This is a genomic window from Streptomyces tubbatahanensis (genome assembly GCF_022699385.1).
Classification (GTDB): domain Bacteria; phylum Actinomycetota; class Actinomycetes; order Streptomycetales; family Streptomycetaceae; genus Streptomyces; species Streptomyces diacarni.
In genome coordinates this window covers 2,871,075-2,892,031 of record NZ_CP093846.1, presented here as the reverse complement: position 1 = coordinate 2,892,031, position 20,957 = coordinate 2,871,075, and the positions used below count along the sequence as shown (strand labels likewise).

Genomic DNA, 20,957 nt, shown 5'->3' with positions numbered 1-20,957 from the left:
AAGGCGCGGATCTCATACGGTCGGGTCCAGGGTTCCGGTGAAGAATCCCAGCCCCGGGTCCTCGGGGGTGCCGATGAGCATCGCTCGGTCCAGTAGCAGGTTGTTGATTTCACAGCTGGTCTCGGCGAGCATCACGCAGGCGTGACAGGCGACATGGTTGGCACCGCCGACACCGGTCGCTCTGGATTCGACGCACAGCGGATCTGTCGAACACCAGGACGCCCGACGCAAGGCCGAGTCGAGAGAAGCGGCCAGCCGGGTCGGTTCGCCTTGCGCGACGAGGCCACCGAGGCTGCCGGCCGAGTCGCTGGTCGCGGTGTACACCAGCAGGCCCGCCATGTCCTCGTCGCAGTACAAACGCTCTCGCAGGGCCGACGACGGGTAGCCCGCCTCCAGGCTCCACTCCGAGATCAGGATGTGGGCGAGGGTGTGCAGGAGCACGTACCGGGGGGAGGCGGGGGAGACGCGCGGTTCCCCGTCACCAGTGTGGTACTCGCGCAGGTGCGCCGTGTGGTTGGTACGGAGCTCGTCGATCCGCGTACGGATTGTGACGTTCCGCTCCCACTGAAGGAGACGGTTCTCGTCCAGGCGGAGAAAGAGGCCTTCGCCCCGGACCTCCAGGGCGGGAAGCCAGTCCCTGCGGTGGAGGGAGAGCGGGGCGTGGTACGTGGGGCCCACAGCCTGTGGGTCGACGACGCGGGTGAACGAGGTGAGGGCGCGCACCTCGCGGAGCCGCTTGACCAGCATCGGAGCGCGCAGGCCGAACGGTGTGAGCAGTTCGGCGCCGGTGCTCGGCGGTACGCACACGAAGTCCTCGTCGTGGTCCTGCTGCTGCACGTCGTCCGCGTTGCCCGCGGAGAGGCTGTCGTACTCGTCGCGGAGGATCCGGTGATAGCGGTCCTCCACAGGGACGTCCTGGTCGAGGGATCCGTCGTGCAGGAGTGCCATGACCCTTTCGAGGTCGACATCGACGCCCTTCAGCGCCCCCCTGAGATGGATCGCGATGTGTGCGGGGTCGTCGTAGCCGCGAAGCGCATCCTGGTGCTCCCGGACGGCACCCGCCAGGGGGTCGTCGCGGCTCCACGGAGGGATGGACAGCGCCGAGCGCAGGACGGGCTGCCAGACCGAGGAAGAACCACGCTGAAGCGTCCGCGGAGGCTTGGTGCAGTGCTCGGCGGGCGCGCCGTCGAGCCATGGCCGCCTCCCCGAGCAGGTGATCCCCAGGTCGGCGAGGTCCCGCTGGCGGAAAGCACCCTCCATGGAGACGTCAGGGACGCCGCAGCTGCAGGACAGCACGACGGCGCGCAGCGACGTCGTCGAGCCGGTTGAGCGCAACCGCATCGTGCCACCGCACCTGCCGCTGCTCACGCCCTGTCCACGCCCCTTCCGGTGCAGCCACTTCCAGTAGGGGAAGTCCTCGATGTGGCCCTGCTCGCAGGCCATCACGAAGCGTGACGGGGTGAGCGGGTTGTCCGAGCAGGTCGGACAGACGCTCTTACCGGCAGGGCTGCCGAAGTCCTTGTACGGGCCCAGGAGTTCGCACTTCGAGCAGGACTGCCACCACGGGAACCGCTTGACGCGGACGCCATCCTCGCTGCTGTCACCGGACGCGGGTGGAAGACGGAAGTACGCGATGCCGAGCAGGGACGTCAGCCGAGGTTCGACGATCTTCTTCGCCTCGGTTCTCGACCAGGAGCGGTCCGCGTCGTCGAGGCCGGAGACGATGAACGACTCGTTGTCGACGGCGATGAGAGCGCCGACGCCGTAGGTGGTGATCAACTGGGCCCGGCGGACAGCACCCTTGACCGGATGGGTGCGACGGGGCGGGGCAGCGGTGCCCAGGTCGGAGGCGGGACGCCGACGGCGGCGGGGCGACGGGGTCATGCGGAGACCTCCGGGGTGGTCGCGCCCTGCGGGCGGGCGGCGGAAGCATGCGGAGTGGTGAAGGTCGGTTCGAGGAACAGCCTCGACTCGGCGTCGACGTCGCGCAGGCTCCACAGCGTCTCCCATGCCTGTGACCCCTCTGCGCGGTCGTCGAAGGGGGCGAGCAGGGCGGGACGAGAGCTGTGCGGCGACTCGTACACGAGGCCCGGGTGGAGATCCGCCTCCTGCACCCACCGGGACAGGAAGCCCTCGACAGCGAGGTCGGTGGCCTTCACCTCCTCCTCGGCCGTGGCCACATGCCGCACGCGGGAGAGGACAAGCGGCTTCACCTTGCTCCGGACACGGTCGACGAAGCGGTCGATCCGGGCGGCCGCCTCGTTCTCGGAGGCCTCCGGGATTGTCAGCCGGGTCAGGGCCACGACGACGGCGTGCAGACCACGGTCGCGTGCCCGGACCGAGAAGGGGGTGACCGACGTCGACTCGACCTCACGGTAGAGAGCGGAGTGGAAGTGGGTGAAGTTCTCGTAGTGTGAACGGTCCCGGGCACGCGTCGCGTTGAGCATGACGGCGACCAGGCCGGGGTGCTGTCGGCCGACCCGGCTGGTGGCCTGGATGTATTCGGCGGTGGTCTGCGGCTGGCCCATGACGGCCATCAGGCCGAGCCGGTCGACGTCGACGCCCACGGCGATCATATTGGTGGCCAGAAGGACGTCGACGGCGTCGGCGCTCGGCCACTTCTTCTCGATCTGCCTGAGCCGGGCGGGGACGTCGCTGGCGTCGACCCGACTGGTCAGCTCGGCATAGCCGCTGCTGTCGCGTGGCTCGCAGCCGTCGGCTCTGGCCAGCACCTTGAGCTGGTCGACGACGTCGTCGTGCACCTGGAGCTCGGCGGCCGAGAGCAGGCGGAGGCTGTTGAAGTAGCCGACCAGGGTCCAGTACGCGTCACGCACCTCGTCCGGGCAGTCCGCGTGCATGGCCTGGTGAAGGAGGGCCGCGTAGGTGCGGATGAGCAGCGTGGCCTGGCTGGTTCCGGGCGCGAAGAGACCGACATAGCGGCGTGCGGCCTTGTCCTCGCGCGGGGTCTCCACGGCGAACCAGGAATCGCGGCCGTCCAAACCCGCCGGCGGGAACTGTCGTACGGCACGGTCGAAGAGGCTGCGGCCCTGGTCGGCGGCGCGGCGGATGGTCGCGGTGGAGGCGATCACCTTGGGATGCTCGGCGAGAGCGTCGACCGCTGTCTCGTAGAGACCGGTGAGGGTGCCGAGCGGGCCGGAGATCAGATGCAGCTCGTCCTGGACGATCAGCTCGGGGGCGGGCGTGCCGTCCTGCCGATCGCGGTTGAACAGGGCGGCGGTGCGCGGCCGCCATGGCATCGAGGCGAACTTGTCGACAGTGGCGATGACCAAGGTGGGGCGGGCGGCGTAGACGGCCTCATCCACGATGTGGACCGGCAGACCGTCGTGGAACTCGCACGCCGTGTCCGGGCATCGGACATGCATCCGGGTGGCCGCGAAGTCCACTTCGTAGGCGTGGGCGTCGAGCCCTGTGCCGCACCAGGGACAGGCATGCAGCTGGACCGGGTTCTCGGTCTGGAGGTTCTGGCCACCGCTCGCGCTGCGGAGTCGTTCCGCTGCCGAGTCCAGCGAGTTGGGCGTTGCCGATCTGCCCACCCACATACCGATGGAGACCTCCTCGTCGCCCAGCGCGGCCGGATCGCGACGGCGTAGTTCCTCCATCGCGCAGATCAGGATCGAGGCGCGTTCGAACTGCTGGAGGGTGAGCAGACGGAGGGTGTACCGCATGAGCACGGTGACGCCGGCGCCGCGCGCGCCGCACCGCAGTCGGCGGAGGAAGGTCGTGAAAGCGATCAAGCCGAGATAGGCCTCGGTCTTGCCACCACCGGTGGGGAACCACAGCAGATCGGAGACGGAACGGTCCGGGTGTTCGGGATCGTCGATCCCGGCCAGGCAGAGCAGGACGAACGCGATCTGGAAGGGACGCCACCGGGCTTCCGCCAGATCCGGTTCGCCCGTCCTGCCGCCTTTGACCCAGGCGCTGCGGGCACGCTGAGCCGCCATCGCCTCGTTGGCCAGCCGGAAGGCGCGCAGCACGTCAGGCTTCTCGTCGAGCAGAGCGACGCCGGTCCGCATCCGTTCCAGCGTCTCGACGCAGTCGGTGATCCGCTCCTCGGCAGCCTGCTCGTGGGCGGTGCCTGCCAGAGCTTCCGCGTCGAGGCGGCGGGCTGCGATCCACTCCTCGTAGCCATGGACCAGACGCGTCAGGGCGTCCAGCACCTCCGCCTTCGAGTCGTGTGCCAGTCCGATCATGCCGAGGGCGGAGGCGTCGATCGTCGGGTTCGACTCGGTCAGCAGCACCTCGTGGCTCGGGACGAACTCGGTGCGGACCTCCTCCACGGCGGCGTCCACCTTCTCGGCCACACCGACAGCGGCGGGTCTCCAGTCCCACTCGGCCGCGCAGCCGTGGCCGACCGCGAAGGTGGGGACATGCCGGTACAGGAGACGGTTGGTGCGCACGTCCGGATCGTCCGTGCCCCCGCCCCCCGGTCGTTCCACGAAGCAGCTGGCACCGTCAGCCGCGCGTACCGTCAGCCCGGCCTGGAAGACGGTGAAGGCGTCGGCCAGGTCGCGTTCGGAGACGGTGTGGGTGTTGACGAGGGTGGCGGTCACCGTGACGGTTTCCGAGTCCGGGGCCGCGGGACGGACCCGCACCGAGAGCCGCAGCCCTTCCGCCAGCTCGGTCTTCAGCGCCGCTTCGGGAACGGTGACGTCGACCGTGACCGGGGCGAGCGTGAGTTCGCGACGTCGCCACTGCTCGGTCTGCGCATCGGTCGTGCGCGCCTCGGTCCGGCGGGCTGCGATCGGACGGCCCTGGGCGTCGGTGGGTTCGTAGCGGGCGGCGCGAGCGAGGATCACGATCCGTGAGGCTTCGCCCAGTGCGACGGCGAAGGTGATGCCCATGGTGGAGGGCCGACGCTGTCCGGCCGACGACGGTGCCGCGTCCGCAGGGTCGTCGTCCGCCGCCCGAACCCGGATCTCTGGGGTCAGGTCGTCGGCCCGAGGGTCGGGTCCCCCCTCGGACGGGGCCCCCTTGCCCCCGCCCTTGCCCTCGGCCCGGAGCGGGAAGAGCACGCCCGTCAGGTAGCGGGTGATCGGTGCGTCGTCCGTCAGCACCTCGTCCCGGTCGGGATGGTCCGGCCCGTCGGGTCCGAGGAGTTCGCGGCGCAGCCGGTCCACCAACCCGTCGCGAACCCGGTAGTGGGCGGCGTGCCGCCCGTCGGACGTGCTCACGCCTTCTCCTCGTCGTCGCTTCCGAACCCTGCAAACCGGGCCAGGCCGGCCAACCGCACCGCGGTCCACACCCCGTTGCCCGCCACCCCGGAGTCTGCGGCGACCGAGGCGGCGCCGCCCACCGCTTCCAGGCAGTCCACGTGACCGCCTACGATCCACGCCGGCCAGTCACGGATCTCCCAGGTCTCGCTCACCTTGCGCACCGCGTAAAGCTCGCGTCGGAAGCCCTCCGAGACCTCGCCAACGATCCGCTCCTCTTCTCCGTGGACGATCAGATAGCGCGGGCTCTGGCCGTTCCCCTCGGGCAACGCCAAGGGCGCGTGAAGTGCCACCGGGTCGCCGGGGCGGACCGCGCCGCGCAGGTACTCCTGGACGCGCGCGGGCTCTGCACCCGTGTCGTAGCCCGGTGGGACGTCCCGACGGACATCGCGGCCGCGCAGCTGCATGCCGTAACGCTCCCAGCGTCGCCAACCCCCCAGGTAGGCGCGGCCCGACCCGGGCTCGGTACGCAGCTGTCGTACCTCCGGGCCCGGTACGTGCAGCAGCTGGTCACGGGCCCGGGTCATGCCCACATACAGTCCCCGCACCTCGGCCACAGGGTCGACCGGATCCTTCGTCATGTTCGGGAGTACCGACCAGTTGGGCGGGTCGAGGAGTACGACACGGTCGTACTCCAGCCCCTTGGACCGGTGGATGGTCGAGACGGTGAGTGGCGCAGTGTCGGCGGGGGCCAGTTCCTCGGGGAAGCGGCCGGCGGTGATCAGCTCTCGGACCCGGGTGAGGTCGATCTGCTCGGCCCTTCCGGAACCCGCTCGGGCGTGCCGCAGCAGCACCCGCCACGCCTCGTCTCCTTCGATGCCGGGCTGCGGGTTGAGCTCAGCGAAGAGGGAGACGAATCGGCTTCGTGCGAGCACGCTCGCGTCCGTGCGGGCGCACAGGTCGGCGATCCAGCCGGGCGCGAAGCGATCCTCCAGCTTCCGCTTGAGGGCGTGTGGGACACCGTGGTCGCGTAGCTTCTCGGAGACCATGAGTGCCTGGCGGTTGTCCCGGGTGAGGATCGCCGTCCGCGTCGGGTTGTCCCGCAGCGCCATGAGGAACAGCTCGTCGTCGAGGGAGTCGAACCCCAGCTGGTCGAAGAGCGCGTCGGACAGCTCCCGGTACAGTCGCTCGGACTCCACCTCGGCGTCGTTCCCACCCAGCCGCTGCACACGCCCGGACAGCGGCAGGGCGGTGCGCGTCTCAGGCGTGCGGGAACGGAAGGTGGCGGTCAGCTCCAGCTCGACCAGGTCGTCCGGGTAGGAGCCGCGCAGCCAGTCGACAAACCAGCCGTTCTCCGCCACACGGCTCTCCGGCGGTACCTGGAATCCGTAGATGCCCTGAGCGCTGTCGCCGACGATCGTGAATCCCAGTTCCTCCTGGTGTTTGTCGAGCAGCGTCTCCACCAGGTTCCGGCGCTCCCCGACCAGGTCCTGTGCCTCGTCGACGACGACATGCGCAGGGGGGCCCTCCTCGGTCACCTCCAGGGCGCCGGCCGCGACGGCCTTCACCGCCGCCGCTATCCGGGCCTCGAAGGACTCGGCGTGCCACTCCGTGTCGGGGTAGGTGCGCAGCAGCAGGTCGAGGGCCCAGGCGTCGAACGTGCGCGCCCGCACACGGTTCGCCCGCTCACCGTGGCGGGCGATCCGCTCGGCCAACTCGCGCACCGCCGCTCTGGAGAAGCTGAGGACGAGGATCTCGCCCGCCTCCAGCGCTTCGTCGGGGTCGTCGCCGCCGACCAGGTGATCCAGGCGTCGCACCACTGTGTGCGTCTTGCCGGAGCCCGCGCCCGCCATCACCAGCAGGCGGGTGTCCCAGGGCTGTTCGACCACGGCGCGCTGCTCGTCGGTGAGTGGTGGCGCGGCCGGACTCGGGTGGGTCACAGACGGCTCCAGAGGTGCTCGAACTCGGTGAAGGCAAGGTTGTGGTCGTAGTTCTCGATGTTGTCGCGGACGTCGAGAATCAGGCAGGTCTCTTTACCACCGTTGAGCACTCCGCGCAGTCCGCGTCCGATCATCTGCTGGTAGACGTTCGGGCTGTAGACGGGCCGGGCGACGACCACCGCGCGGGTGGCGGGCGCGTCGAAGCCCTGGGTGAGCACACCGAAGTTGGTGAGCACCCGGATGCGTCCGCTGCGGAACCCCTCGACACGGGACTGTCGATCCTGTGGTGAGGTGCCGCCGTCGATGGACGCCGCGGTGATGCCGAGGTCCTTCAACTGGGCGGCGAGCGTCTTGGCGTGGTCAACCGAGGTGGCGAAGGCCAGCACCGGCCAGTCCCTGGGCATTTCCGCGATCTGCTCGACGATGCGGGCACTGCGCTCGTGGTCCTGGGCCAGCCGGAGTTCGGCCGCGCGGGACAGCACCCTCATCTTGTCGACGTGCTCGATCTCCTCACGGCTCAGAGTGATCGAACCGCCGTGCATGACCTGATGCTCCACGCGGGCGAGAACCCCGAGTTTCCGCAGCTCGGTGTACGGGTCCTCCTCGGCGAAGGCCCCCTCGTCCAGTCGTTTGGCACCGAACCGCTCGACCAGCCGTTTCGTCTCCTCCTCGCTGCGGCCACGGAACGGAGTCGCGGTGAGTCCGAGCAGGTGCCTCTCGGTCTGGTGGGCGGTGAGCCCCAGCAGTTTGAGGAGCCGGGTGTAGCGCGGAGCGGTGGCGGCGTGGGCCTCGTCGACGATCACCAGCGCCGCCCGCCGGAGCCAGTCGTACGAGGGATCCGCCAAACACGTCTCCATGTCCAGTTTGGCATCCATGGCCACCACCAGGTGCGGACGATCGTCCACCGGTCCGACCTCGCGAGTGCTCCAGAGCCGACTGATCGTCAGCGGTCCGGCGGCGCCCACCTTCTCCCAAACGAACTTCCAGCTCTGCACGGCCTGCTCGCACAGCTCCTCCGTCTGGCCGACCCACAGGATCGGTCCGGACAGCTCACCGGCCTGTTTGATCCAGCGGATCACGGCTTCGGCGACGATGCGGGTCTTGCCCGCTCCTGTCGGCAGCGACAGCATCGCTCGCTGCGGCTGGAGCCGGTCGAGCATCGCGAAGATCTGCTCGGCCAGCTTTTCCTGGTAGGCGTGCAGACGTGGGAAGTCCCGCGGCCCGTCGACGTCGATCCGCGACTCCAGGGTGGGCGTGCGGAATCCGGCGAACGATCCGGGGAAGCCCAGCTCGGAGACGAAGCGGACGGCGGGCGCGGAGCCGTGGAAGCTGCCGGGCGCGTCGGGGTATCGCTGCTGCAGGTCACGGGCGTGCACCTGGAGGATGCCCTCCTCGTGCACGTGGAGGGCGAGTTCGGCGGCCCGACGGTCCGACACGTCGTCGCCCGTCGCGCTTCGCTCGGCATCCAGCAGCGTCTCCGGAAGGCGCTCGCGCAGGGTGTCCGCGCCCAGCAGCAGGAGCAGCTTCTCGACGACGTCCTCGGTGTCCCTCACCCGCTTCCGGGCATCTCGCCGCTCCTTGTCCTCGGCGTCCTTGCGCTCGTTGTCGAGCAGCAGGCGGCAGCGGCTCTCGTCGAGGCCGAGGCGCAGCTCGGCGGCGACGGTGACGAGGACCTGCAGGCGATCGGCGTCGTCGGCGACCAGGACCTGCGAACCGAGGAGGGCTCCTCGCAACGGCCTGGGGGTGACGCCGTTGGGGGTGCGGGTCACCTCCTCCAACTCCGAGCAGCGCACCACCGAGTACTGGGCGATTTTGCCGGCGACGATCTTCCGCAGCGACGGGAACAGCTCACCGACGGGCACGGGTTCGTCGCTCGCGACGTGTCGGGTCTCGACGCTGATCACGTCAGTGAACGGCATCATGTTCCAATAGCTGATCATCAGCTCCGCGTCCTCGGCGGCACCGACGAGCAGCGCCGGAACCCTCTCAGCGCGGAGCGCCCGGTACTGACCGGGGTCGGCGGTGACGGCGATCTCCGCGTCCTCGCGAGCCTCCCAGGCGTCGCCGACCCGGCAGCGGGTGAGGCCCTCGGGGAAGTCCAGTTCCCGGCGCGTGAGCAGCACGTACATCGAGCCGACGAACGCGTCGTCCTCGCTGCGGGACAGCTCGTCGAAGAGCTCCTGCCAGCGGGCACTCGGCAACTCTTCGAGCGTGGTCGCCAGGTGCAGTTTGCGGGCCTTCTCGACCGGCAGGTCGGCCACCGGGAGGAAGGCGCCGTACTCGGCCAGCTGAGGGCCGACAGCCTGCTTGAGCGGTTTGACGCCCTGCGAGGTCCAAACCCGGCCGTGCTTCCTCAACACCCAACGGATGGGGGACGGAGCCTGCTGGCGGGTGGTGGAGCGGTTGCCGACCTGGACGGTCCAGAAATCGATCAGTGCCTCGGTGGGCAGCTCGGTGAGGAAGCGGGCACGGGCCTCCTCGGACATGCGCTCCAGTAGGTGTAGAGGCCCTCCGACGGCCGAGCCCTCGGCCTTGATCGTCGCGAGGCTCGGTGCCCGGTTCGCGAACTCCGGCTTGCGGGCCAACCCCTTGCGCAGGGCCTCACGGTAGTCGTCGAACCAAGGGGTGTCGGTCACGTCGTGGCCGGGGGTGGGCCGGTCGCTCAATCGCAGGTCGTGGAAGAAGGAGCGGTCGTCGGAGTGGAACGTCGGGTCGACCGCGATCGTGGGGTCGGACTCCGCTGTGACCACTGGGCCGGGCAGCATCGCGTCCCGCACCGGTACGAACCGGCCGGCGACCGTGCGCACGTGCAGCACCGCGGCCGCGTCGTCGACCTTCTGCATGATCCGATGACCGAGGCGGTTGCTGCCGGCCCGGTGCAGGCGGTCCCAGAACTGCTCCCACTGGCGCGGACCGTAGCCGTCGAAGCCGGCCTCCAGTACGGAGAGGAACCGCCCTTCCGCGTCCGCTTCGCGAACCCCGAGGGCGCGCAGAGCGCGGGCGGCCTCCGGGTCGGCGGCCAGTTCGGGGTGGACGTAGGTGAGGGTCTCGCGCAGGCTGCTGTCGTCGCTGCGCAGATAGATCTGGCCCGCGGCGGGGGGCACCATGCCCATGTCCTCGGTGAGCAGGACTTTCGCGGTCCGTGCCTCGGCGGCGAAGCTCGGAGCGGTCTCCACGATGTCGGCCACGATGGCCAGGGCGACGGCCGAGGCCTTCGGGCTGCCGTCCATGACCACCGCCTCAAGCCACTCCTGCAGGCTTGACCGCTCCTTACGGGCGGCGGACAGCACGTGCTCGACCTTGCCGGAGCGCAGGTCCGTGGCCTCGACCGAGGGATGCAGCCAGTTCGTGGGACGGCCCGGGTACGCGTGCCACATCTCGAGCCAGCGGGCGAGTGCCTTGTCCTTGCCGAGGGCTGGGTGGACGTGCAGGTCGCGGGGGAGGCGGAGCACTCCGTCCTGATCGGGGAGGGAGGGGTGGCGGGACGTGGCGTCCCAGATGGTCCGGGTGAGGGACTCATCCGCCCAACTGAGCATCTCCACGGCCTTGGTGCGGCCGGGCAACAGAGGCAGGTAGGCGGCCGGATCCTCGGCCGGAGCGAGTTCGGGAAGCGAGGCGACGACCAGCTCGGCGGCCACACGCAGCATCTCGGTGTTGAACGCGCTGGCGTCCAGCAGGTTCTGCCGGTCCTCGTTGGTCTTCCACGCCCCGTTGAGAATGCCCGTCAGGGTCATCTCGTACTTGGTCGGGAAGAACGACCACATCCGTCCACGCCCCGACTGGGCCTGGTGCAGGCCCGTCTTCTCGTCGAGGACGAACTTCGGGACGGCCCACGCCAGGTCCAGACTCACCCGGTCGTGCAGCTCGCCGGCGTCCGCGCGGGCGGCGGGGGACGGCTCGTGCGTGGTGCGGAAGACCCACCAGTTGCGGGTTTCGGGCGTCTTCTGGGTGCGAACCTCGTGCACGCTGTGGTGAACGCCGTCGTGCGTGACGGTGAGCACACGGCGCTGGATCGGCCGCCGGCGGCGGTCCTCCAGTGTGACCGTGCCGACGTGCGGCGAGAAGAGCTGGAATCCGGCCGGGAACTCTTCACGGCCCAGCGGGCGCCCGTTCCCGGTGTGCCCGAGCATGTCCTCGCTCAGCCGGTCCGCCATGCCCTCCAGCAGCGGCAGTCGCACGACGGTCGTGTACGTGCCCAGCAACTCGTCCAGGACGGGGTCGGCGGCACGCTCGGCGGCCTCGTCCAGCGGACGGGCCATGCGCAGGACGGGGGCCTCGAAGTCGTCGCCGAGAGTCTCGGTGACGTTGGGCACCGAACGGATACGCTCCAGGGCCCACGTGCGATCGAATCCGAATGATCCGCTCTCCGAAAAGAACTGCGGAGTATCCGTGACGACCAGGACGGACTTGACGCCGACGCCGAATCTGCCGATCTGGCCGCCACGCTTGTTCGAGACCCCCATCCGGAGAATCGTGTCGACACCCTCCGGGGTGACGGGAGTCCCCTGGTTCGCGCAGTAGAGGTGCGACTCCGTCAGGACGGCGTGGACCTTCCCTCCCGGTTCCGCAGCCACCTCGTCGGCACCGTTCTGCACCACTTCGAAGAGCTGACGATCACCATACCCACCCTTGGTGATGCGGCGCTCCGCATTCGCGTTCTCGGTGACGATCTTGGGGTCCTCGGCGTAGACCCGCAAAACCGTCTCCGACATGTCGATGACCTGCTTGATCACGGGCAATGGAATGTCGTTCATGACGCTCCGATCGGAGAATGGTCGATGAAAGCAGGTGAGAGGGAGGGTGGGGGGCCTGTGGGTCGCGCCGGAGCGCACGCGACCCACAGGGTGACGCGATCCCGCTGGCGGACGCGGTGGCTTAGCGCCTTCAGGTGCGTCGGCAGTAGCACACGCCACGGCGCGCCAGCTGGTGGCGGTGACGGGGGTAACGAACGCTCCCGCTGCACCGTTCACGATTTCCGTGCCCCCATTTCCCAGGGCATCCGTGCCCCCATTTCCCAGGGCAATGGATGCATTCCAAGGCGTCCCGCAAGGATCGCATGGAAGCTTCCGTCTCCCCGTGTCGGCGAAGACACGTGGCGCGCTCTTCATCGGAGGTGCACATCGAGAACTCGGCCACCATTTTCTGGTAGCGGGAGAGCCTCTCCTCGCGTGATTCGTGAGGCTCGGGGGCGGTCGGCAAGGGCGTAATCCTCTTCCTCGGAGAAGACAAGACGGAAGCCGTGCATGGCATTTCGGCGGTGCGAGTGTTTTCCGTGCGGGGTGTACCTGGAAAACGGCAGAGCTCTGGCCCGGTTTGCGCGGTCCGATCCTGGGTGAGGATCCGGTCGCGGGCCGATAACGCTAGAGCGTGTCGTCAGTGGGCCGCAAGTCGTTTGGGTGGGCGAAAAGCGGAATCACCACTTCCGGATGACCCTTCTCTTTCCTAATGGGAACTCTCCCCGCATGGCGAGTCAAAGGGCAGTTGACAAGGGCGCCTCATGTCAACCGGACTGAGGTAGGGTGAGGCCGCGTATCGCGCGCGACGTCTAGCCGGGCAGGTGGAGAGTGGAGACGACGGGAACCGAGTTCGGCCCGTGGCTGGCACGGCAGCTGAAACTCACGGGTAAGAGCCAGACGGAGCTGGCGGAAGAGGTCGGTGTCACGCGTGCCGCTGTCTCCGCCTGGGTCACCAAGCGCTCCACCCCTCGTCCCGAGGTGGTCGCCCTCATCGCTCAGGCGTTGGGGACCGACGTGGCCACCGTCCACACCCGCGACACCGACACCACGGCCGGCCTTCCCGTCGGCTGGTACCACCGGCCGGAACACGCCGACCGGGGGCGGGAGATGGGCAACGCGGCCACCTTCGCCTTCGACGCGGACGTGGGAGTGCTGGCTCGCGAGACCGGTCAGAACAGCCTCGACGCGCGTCTCATCGACAACGGCAGGCCGGTGCGGCTGCGCTTCACACTCCATGAGATCACCGGTGAGAAGCTCGCCGACTTCCTCGCTGCCGTGCAGTGGGACGAGCTGTATCCCCACTACGCGGCTGTCGCGGGAGACGCCCGTCAGAAGGTCAGCAGGGCAGTCAAGGCGGGCCTCAAGGATCTTCACGAACGCGATCGGCTCGTTCTGCTCCGCGTGGACGACTACAACGCCGTCGGTCTCACCGGCGACGAGTACGACGACAGCGTCTACGCGGCCGTCGTCCGACGCACGCTCGACAGCCACAACGAGGCGAACGGGACTTCGGGCGGCTCGTACGGTCTGGGAAAGGCAACCCTGTGGGGCACGAGCCGGCTCGGCCTGGTGCTGATCAACTCCACGCTGTCCGAGCCTTACGAGGGCCGCACCGGGCACCGTGTCGTCGGGCGCCTCGAACTGCCGTGGCGGCGGGTCGGCGATGAGGCGCTGGCCGGGCCCGCGTGGTTCGGCCGCGCGGATCCGGACACCCCGGGCGCCCGGATCGCCCGTTCCTGGTGGGCCGAGGAGGACACCGTCCGCCGCCTCCATCTCGTCCGTGAGAACGCCGAACCCGGCACATCCTTCCTGGTCGTCGGCGCGCACGATGTCGCCGGGCTGGCCGCGGGCAAGCCGCTGGGGGAAGACGAGGAGCCGGACGACAATGGGGACGAGTTGCGCCGTATGCACCGGCGCCTGGTCGAAGCTCTGGGTCGTAATTTCTGGGCGGCCATGACCGCTGCGGAAGACACCCGCCCCCAGCTGGAGGCGTCCGTCCGCACCCTGCGCGACGGCAGGGAACTGATCGCCGAAGAACGTGTAGACCCGGCAGTCGCCGAACCCTCCCGCACACGTGCGCTGAAGGCATTCCTCGATCGCGGCACCGTCGCCCGCCTCACCGAAGCAGGACAGGTCGCCCAGGCCACCGTTCCGCTGAAGCTGCCCGGCGGCCGAGACGGACGCTCCACCACTGGGGTGCACGAGGCGGTGCTACTCGTCACCGACGCCGTCGACGGCGAGGACCCCACGAATGTCATGGCGGCGATGCGCGGCAACCGCATGACGGTGCGGGCCAAGAACGTGCCCGGTGTCCGGATGGGCGCCAATCCCTTCCAAGCTGTTCTGCTCACCGGTACCGCCGCCGGTGAGAAGGCGCCGTACGCGCTGGAGGCCGAGCGGTTCCTTCGTGCCGCCGAACCTCCCGAGCACAACAAGTGGATGCAGACGGAAGACCTCACCAACGAGTACGCGTCCAGCGCTCACCGTCGCGTCACGACGATGATCCACGCCGCGCACGCGCAGGTGAAGGAACTGTTGGCGCAGCCGAAGCGGAAGAGCAGCGCGCAGCGGGAGGGCGGCAACCTGGCCAAACGCATCGCACCGAAGACCAACCCCAAGCCGAGGCCGCGCGGGGGCGCCACAGCCCGGCCCGTGTTGGCCGACTTGCAGCCCGTGGTGCTGCCCGACGGCGCCTGGCAGATCACCGGTGAAATCACCGTTCCACGCGGCGGTGACGGGTGGGGCGCTCGCCCCACCGCCGTCCTGGCCGCCCGCTCGGGTCCCGGATTCCGCATCGCCTGGGCCGAAATGGAAGGTGTACGTGACTGCGAGGTCGTCGACGGCATCCTCCGGTTCACTTCCGGTGCCCACAGCGCCGTCTTCCGGGCCGTCACCGATCCGGCCACACAGCCCGTGCGCGGCGGTCGTTCCGGCCTCGTCGTCGAACTCGACCTCGTGGAAGGGGACGTGTGATGAAGGTCTATCCCTATCCCCGACTGCGCGCCGCCACGGCGATCGCGGTGGACGGAGCGGCTGTCACCGTACCCGGCTCCCCGCGCGAGGCGCTGTCCGCCTCGGCCCGCTCTGTCATCGACCGGGTCCTCGCCCTCGGCACCGCCGAGACGGAAGGGTGGGACGCGGCCACCCTCAAGATCAGTGCCACAGTGCCGGAAAGCTCGGCTCGTCCCGACTCGCCGTGGACGGACCTCAGGGTGTACGCGCTGCTCACCGAGGGTGCCACCAACACCCGCCTGACCGCATGCCTCGCACCGACGGCCGGCAACCCGTGCCACTGGACCGGCGAACTGAACCTCGCCCGCGCCGACATCTCCGATCGGGCCCGGCTTTCGGCTCAGGTCGTCGCCACCGTCGAGGGCGTTCCGGGCCGGCTGATCGGCGAGTCGAAGGACGATTGGTTCATCGACGTCTCCGCCGACGTGCCGGTCCGCGACCGGCCGTTCGAGACTGTCCGGCACAGCTTCGCGGAAGGACCGCACTGGCTACGACGGATGAAGGACGCGCCCTGGATCGTCGATCCGTCCGGGAAGCTTCCCACCGTGCACATCAACACCGACGTCGAAGGCATCGAGGCGCTACTCGATGCCGACGGGCGGGGGATCGAAAGCGCCGTGGGCGAACTGCTCGCCGCGCAGATGGCCTCGGACATCTGGCTTGCCGTCTTCCACGCAGCCCTCGGCGACCTCGAACTCGACGAGTGGGGGCGACCGTTGTTTCCCGGAGGATGGCGAGGCTCCGTACTGCGGGAGATGCTCCCCGACATCTTTCCCGAGCAGCCTGTGGAAACCGCCTTGCGCACGCTGCACCAGCGGCGCGTCGGTGTCGGTGGCTGGACCGACGTGCAGCCACGCATCCACTACGCCGCTGCCCGCAGGGGTGGCGCGAGCTCCACCTTGATTCAAGCTGTGCGAGGGCTGGAACGACTGCGTCGGGAGGACGACGAATGATGGGCAAGCCGACCAGTCAGCCCTTCTACCTGAAGCTCCTGCCCGACCGAAGCGCGAGCCCCTTCCTCACCGAAGGGCTGCTCACGGGGGCGGAGAACGTCAAGTCCATCCAGCTCAACGAGATCGCCTCACCTCTCGCCGAGGAGCGGCGCTTTCAGTGGTCCGCCATTCGCGATCTCGTCGAGGACGCGATGTACGGCCACGAGGAAAACCGCACCAAGGCGGATGCCTGGCTCGCTCCTCGGCTGCACGCCACCCTCCGTCTCACCCGGTCCGAGGCGGCCGACCCCGGGCTGTGGAACTACCTGGCCTTGGGCGTGGCCCCGGACTACGTGCTCTGGCGGCACCTGCCCGCGGGCAGGCGACGCGCGGAGCCGGCACCTGTGAACGTGAAGTACTTCAAGGGTCCCGGTGACAAGCAGGCATTCTCCCGACTGTGGTGGGCCGCCGAGTTTTTCCGCGACGGGCCTGACTACCAACCCGTCGTCACCGCGTGCGGCGACCAGGAAATGCTGAACACCGCGCTGCGGCAGAAGGTCAGCGACCATCGACCAACTGTGCAGGCCGTCATTCGCCTCCTCGCGGACGGCACGCTGAGTGCCTCCCGTGAGACCAGTGCCTTGCTCAGGGCGGTGAATGCCGCAGCGGCGACCCTCTTCTTCGACGCGTTGGCACCCGACGTCGAACATGCCCCCGCCGCTGTCCAGGCATGGGTTGACGGCGCCGAGAACGCGATGCCCGTAAGCCGCCGTGTTCTGCCCGAAGGCCCTGAGGAGGAACGCACCCCGAAGGAGTCCGTGGAAACGCTGGTCGAGTACTTCCGCGAGCTCTTCGCCGAGGCGCCGATCCGGGACAGGGAGACGACGTGAGTCAGAAGTTGTCGTAGCCCAAGACGACCCTGCCGTCGGCACGCGGAGGAAGGTCGAGGGCTGCCGTCAGAATATGAGCGGCGAGAAGTGGGGGCACTGCATTGCCGATCTGTTGGGCGATGGCCTTGCCACTCCAGGGGTAATAGCGGGGAAAGGTCTGCAGGAGGCCCGCTTCTTCGTTACCGAAGCGGCTGTCGTGCCGCACGCCACCTTGCTTCGCGATCACGCGGTTGCGGGAGATCTTGCCGGTGACGGTGAAGGCCGGCTCCTTGTCCGTACGGCGGCCTCGGGACTTGGGATCGCCGCCGGTGCCGTAGTTGGAGATCACCGTGAAGTCACTGCGGCCGAGCGCTTCACCCATGGACACCCAGGGAGTGAGGGCGGCCGGGGGCTCGGGGATCGGAGCGACATCTTTGCGGTAACGCTGATGGGTGGGTCGCGGAAGACGTGCTTCGGTGGGGTTGTCGGGCGTCTGAAGCCGTGCGAGGAGGATCGCGCGACGCCGGGTCTGCGGCACCCCGTACTCCTCGGTGTGGAGGACCTCCGGTTCGGCGACCGAGTAACCGCGCTCGCGAAGCACGGTCGCCATGGCCCGCCAGACGGGCAGGACCGCCGGGACCTGTTCGAGGATGATGGCCTCGTAGGGGTTCTCCCGCCTGATGGCCTCGAGAGCCCAGCGCAGCGGTTCCAGCACGAGCCCGGTGCGCTCGTCGTCGAGCAGCGCCACGTCGTCCCGGACGTCCTCGTCATGCGCCATGCGTTCGATGAACGCGAGTACCCGGTCGAGGGCGCGGCGCCCCGCGCCGCTTCCCGCCACGGTGAAGGTCTGACACGGCGGGCCGCCGGTGAGCACGTTCGCCGTCGGGAATTTCTCGGGGCCGAAGAGCCTGACGTCGCCCTCTTCCGTGCGCATGCGCGGGTCACAGCATTTGAGGTCCTTCTCGTACGCGCGACGCGTAGCGCACGCGTCCGCGTCCCACTCGATCCCGGTCACCGGGATGCCGAGTCGGTGTGCCGCCACGTCGAGTCCGCCGGGGCCGGCGAAGAGATCCACGATCTCGTAGCAGCTCACTTGATCTCCTGCCAGTGCTTTCGATGCGAAGGACCGGTGGCGGCGGGCAGAGCCCGATGGCGCCTATCACCAGCGTTTTTGTCCACCAACTGCCCCATAGATTACCCCGTTGTCCTGTGCCTCATAGGCCGATCCGACTCGGTTGCTTCGACCACCCGGAACCGCTCAGTGGCCGAGGGCGGCTCGGATCGCAAGGCCGACGGCTCGGCCGACAGGTGGTGGAGAGGCGTGTCCCACCTGGCGGTAACGAGCCGTCTTGCGCCCTGCGAAGGCCCAATCGTCGGGGAAACCCTGCAGCCGCGCCGCCTGTTCCACGGTGAGCGCCACCAAGCCCTTGTCGTGGGGGACGTCGGGGTCCAAGTGGAATTCCGCTCCGGGCACTTCGTCGGCGATGGTGCCGCCGTTCACACCGATCCGAGCCCAGGAGCGTTTCGACCCCGTGGGTCCCAGGTCGGCCCCGCCACGGTTCCACGATCCGCCCACCACCGTCGGCGCGACCCGATCGGCCTGCGCCGCCCAGGCCGCCGCCTCGGGCCAGCCACGCGCGGCCATGGAAACGCCCAGCGCCTCGCCCACGGTGAGCGGGGGGTTCGTATCCGGGGCGGGACGGACGAAACGATCGAGATCGTCCGCTGTGAACGCCACGAGGAGTCCCTGCTTGCGATCTTGAGGAACGCCGTAGTCCTTGGCGTTGACGACGAGCCAGCGATATCGATACCCGAGGTGCCTCAGTTCGGTCGCGACGTACTCGCGGATCGGCTCATACGTGGGCTTCGAGACGAGGTCGGGAACGTTCTCGATGAGCAGGGCCCGGGGTCGCACACCGTGCATGAGCATGACGGTGGCCTCGAGTATCCGAATCTCCTCGTCCCTGTCCTCCCGTGTGACGGCCGCGGTCGCCTTGACCCGGGGCAGGCCGGCAGCGAGAAGATCCACGTCATAGGTTTCGCTGTGGTCGACAGGGTCGAAGTCCAGCAGGTCGGCTTCGAGGACGTTCCACTGTGGCCGGTTCAGGCGAAGGGTCTCGCAGGCCACGGGGCGGTTGTCCAGCAGGAGAACCGGGTCGAACCCGGCCTGCTCCAGGCCAAGCGCGAGGCCGCCGGCGCCGGCGCACACGGCGAGACAGTCGAGCCGTCCGGACGCGAAATCATCCATGATCACCGTTCTTGGTCGTCATCGGAGAACCGGGCGAGGGTAGACGGGGTGTGGCTACCCCGTCCACTCACGGAGATATGCGGACATCGCCTTGATGCGCACGGCCTGTGAGAAGCGAGCGCCGAGCGCACGGTAGGCCGCGACTCTCTGGGTGGCAGGAGGGCGAGCCCTCTTGTGCGGCTCGGCGTGAGGGCGCACGACAGCAGCGAGATGAGACCGTCGTCGCAGGTCAGTAGAACCAGGGGCGGTGCGGCCCGTGGTGGCGGGGTGCGCGAGGGGGGACTCGAACCCCCACGTCCGAAGACACCGGCACCTAAAGCCGTCCCGTCTACCAATTCCGGCACTCGCGCGCGCACGTATCGTACTGCCCGCGCGGGCGCGGGTACCGTCCGGGTGACGGCGAGGGTCCGTGCCGTCGCCGGCCCGGGCCCTCGCGTGTCCGTGTTGTCGTTGTCGCCGTCCCCCGGTCCCGGGCCGTCGCCCGGGTTGGTCAGAAGGTGGGCTCGTTGGTCTCGGCCCTGGCCAGGGCGCGGGCCTCCTCGTGGGTGCTGACGGAGGGCGGCGAGCCCGCCAGCGGTTTGCGGGCCGTCTCCTTCATGCACAGGACGGCGATGATGCCGATGACGGCCGCCCCCGAGGCGTAGTAGGCGGGGGCGAGGTTGTTGCCCGTGCTGTTGACCAGGTACGTCATGACGCCGGGCGCCGTACCGCCGAAGACCGCCGTGGCCACGTTGTAGCCGATGGACAGCGACCCGTAGCGCACGTCGGTGGGGAAGAGCGCGGGCAGCGTCGCCGACATGGTGCCCAGCAGGCAGACCAGGCAGGCGCCCAGCACCAGCAGCCCGATAAGCACGGCCACGAAGCTGCCCTGCTGGAAGAGGGCGAAGGCGGGGATCGTCAGCAGGACGAAACCGACCATGCCCGCCATCAGCACGGGCTTGCGGCCGAAGCGGTCGTTCAGGTGTCCGACCCGCTGGATGACCAGCGCCATCGCCACCATCGCGATGATGGCCGCGACCAGTTCCATCGAGTTCTCGTACCCGAGGGCGTCGGTCAGGTAGGCGGGCATGTACGACAGGAGCATGTAGTCGGTGACGTTGTAGGCGGCGACCAGGCCGATGCACAGCAGCAGCGTGCGCCACTGCTGCGCGAAGATCGTCTTGAGCTCCTTCTGCGGCACGTTCTCCGACAGCCTCGGCTCGCTCGTCTCCGTCGCGGAGGCCTCGGGGGAGTGCGACATCTGCGCTGCCTGCTTCTGGAAGGCCGGGGTCTCGTCCAGCTTCATCCGCAGGTACAGACCGACCACGCCGATCGGCCCGCCCACCAGGAACGGGATACGCCAGCCCCACTGGAGCATGGCGTCGTCACCGAGCGCGGTGTTCAGGATGAGGACCAGGCCGGCCGCGCCGGTGTAGCCGGTGAGCGTGCCCAGTTCCAGGAAGCTGCCGAAGAAGCCGCGCCGCTTGTCGGGCGCGTACTCGGCGATGAAGGTGGCCGCGCCGCCGTACTCACCGCCCGTGGAGAAGCCCTGCACCAGGCGGCAGATGAGCAGCAGGACGGGCGAGGCGATGCCGATGGACTCGTAGGACGGGATCAGGCCGATGAAGAAGGTGCCCGCCGCCATCATCACCATCGTCAGGCCGAGCACCTTCTTGCGCCCGATGCGGTCGCCGAGCGGCCCGAAGAACAGGCCGCCCAGTGGCCGCACCAGGAAGGAGGCGGCGAAGGCCGTGAACGAGGCCAGGAGCTGGGTGCTGCCGCCGGGGAAGAAGACCTTGCCGATGGTGACCGCGAGATAGGCGTAGATCCCGAAGTCGAACCACTCCATGGCATTACCGACGGCCGCGGCCTTCGTGGCGCGCTTGACCGTGGCTTCGTCCGTGACCGTGATGTCGCTACGGCGGACTTTTGGCTTCCGGCTGCGTCTGACAGCACGGAAGAGGTGCCGGTGCCGCCTGAGGGCAGCCGGGTCGGCGGGCTGATCCTCTTCGTGGTTCATCCCTCATGAGTACCGCACCTGGCGTACTCGAACGCAACACGGCCCCCTCG

The 20,957-nt window shown here is 68.9% G+C and carries 10 protein-coding genes and 1 tRNA gene; 3 read left to right on the top strand and 8 right to left on the bottom strand.

The features are described from left to right. Nucleotides 1-12: 12 nt before the first annotated feature. The 4 genes from drmB to MMF93_RS12400 are packed head-to-tail and all read right to left on the bottom strand — an operon-like array spanning nt 13 to nt 11,865. On the bottom strand, nt 13-1,884 hold the full coding sequence (drmB, locus tag MMF93_RS12415) for a DUF1998 domain-containing protein (protein ID WP_242751373.1): 1,872 nt from the start codon (nt 1,882-1,884) through the stop codon (nt 13-15). Further along, entirely contained in the window at nt 1,881-5,192 is a 3,312-nt protein-coding gene (locus tag MMF93_RS12410) for a helicase-related protein (RefSeq protein WP_242751372.1), read from the bottom strand. Before MMF93_RS12410 ends, drmB begins: the two co-directional genes overlap by 4 nt. Then, entirely contained in the window at nt 5,189-7,111 is a 1,923-nt protein-coding gene (locus tag MMF93_RS12405; RefSeq protein WP_242751371.1) for a UvrD-helicase domain-containing protein, read from the bottom strand. The genes MMF93_RS12410 and MMF93_RS12405 overlap by 4 nt, the downstream gene beginning before the upstream one ends. Beyond that, nucleotides 7,108-11,865: a DEAD/DEAH box helicase gene (locus MMF93_RS12400; RefSeq protein ID WP_242751370.1), complete on the bottom strand. Its 4,758-nt coding sequence runs from the start codon at nt 11,863-11,865 to the stop codon at nt 7,108-7,110. The genes MMF93_RS12405 and MMF93_RS12400 overlap by 4 nt, the downstream gene beginning before the upstream one ends. Before the next feature lie 810 nt (nt 11,866-12,675). Between MMF93_RS12400 and MMF93_RS12395 the strand changes: the two genes are divergently transcribed. The 3 genes from MMF93_RS12395 to MMF93_RS12385 are packed head-to-tail and all read left to right on the top strand — an operon-like array spanning nt 12,676 to nt 16,681. Further along, nucleotides 12,676-14,820 carry a helix-turn-helix domain-containing protein gene (locus MMF93_RS12395; RefSeq protein WP_242751369.1) on the top strand — a complete coding sequence of 715 codons (2,145 nt, stop codon included), beginning with the start codon at nt 12,676-12,678 and terminating at the stop codon, nt 14,818-14,820. Beyond that, nucleotides 14,820-15,812 carry a hypothetical protein gene (locus tag MMF93_RS12390; RefSeq protein WP_242751368.1) on the top strand — a complete coding sequence of 331 codons (993 nt, stop codon included), beginning with the start codon at nt 14,820-14,822 and terminating at the stop codon, nt 15,810-15,812. The genes MMF93_RS12395 and MMF93_RS12390 overlap by 1 nt, the downstream gene beginning before the upstream one ends. Beyond that, nucleotides 15,812-16,681: a DUF6339 family protein gene (locus MMF93_RS12385; RefSeq protein WP_341483250.1), complete on the top strand. Its 870-nt coding sequence runs from the start codon at nt 15,812-15,814 to the stop codon at nt 16,679-16,681. The genes MMF93_RS12390 and MMF93_RS12385 overlap by 1 nt, the downstream gene beginning before the upstream one ends. 1 nt (nt 16,682) lies before the next feature. Here the strand turns inward: MMF93_RS12385 and MMF93_RS12380 are convergent, their stop codons facing one another. From MMF93_RS12380 to MMF93_RS12365, 4 genes are all read right to left on the bottom strand, one after another. Beyond that, on the bottom strand, nt 16,683-17,753 hold the full coding sequence (locus MMF93_RS12380; protein WP_242751366.1) for a DNA cytosine methyltransferase: 1,071 nt from the start codon (nt 17,751-17,753) through the stop codon (nt 16,683-16,685). Nucleotides 17,754-17,918: 165 nt separating this feature from the next. Then, the gene (locus tag MMF93_RS12375) at nt 17,919-18,908 is read right to left on the bottom strand and encodes a DNA cytosine methyltransferase (RefSeq protein ID WP_242751365.1); all 990 of its coding nucleotides are present in this window, start codon (nt 18,906-18,908) and stop codon (nt 17,919-17,921) included. 268 nt (nt 18,909-19,176) lie between these two features. After that, nucleotides 19,177-19,258, bottom strand: a tRNA-Leu gene (locus MMF93_RS12370). A gap of 140 nt (nt 19,259-19,398) precedes the next feature. Next, the gene (locus tag MMF93_RS12365; RefSeq protein WP_242751364.1) at nt 19,399-20,907 is read right to left on the bottom strand and encodes an MFS transporter; all 1,509 of its coding nucleotides are present in this window, start codon (nt 20,905-20,907) and stop codon (nt 19,399-19,401) included. Between the last annotated feature and the right edge of the window lie 50 nt (nt 20,908-20,957).

Excerpts from the sequence above, each read along its gene's own strand:
- MMF93_RS12400 (WP_242751370.1), bottom strand. The coding sequence starts at position 11,865 with ATGAACGACATTCCATTGCCCGTGATCAAGCAGGTCATCGACATGTCG.
- MMF93_RS12365 (WP_242751364.1), bottom strand. The coding sequence starts at position 20,907 with ATGAACCACGAAGAGGATCAGCCCGCCGACCCGGCTGCCCTCAGGCGG.
- MMF93_RS12385 (WP_341483250.1), top strand. The coding sequence starts at position 15,812 with ATGGGCAAGCCGACCAGTCAGCCCTTCTACCTGAAGCTCCTGCCCGAC.
- MMF93_RS12390 (WP_242751368.1), top strand. The coding sequence starts at position 14,820 with ATGAAGGTCTATCCCTATCCCCGACTGCGCGCCGCCACGGCGATCGCG.
- MMF93_RS12375 (WP_242751365.1), bottom strand. The coding sequence starts at position 18,908 with ATGGATGATTTCGCGTCCGGACGGCTCGACTGTCTCGCCGTGTGCGCC.
- drmB (WP_242751373.1), bottom strand. The coding sequence starts at position 1,884 with ATGACCCCGTCGCCCCGCCGCCGTCGGCGTCCCGCCTCCGACCTGGGC.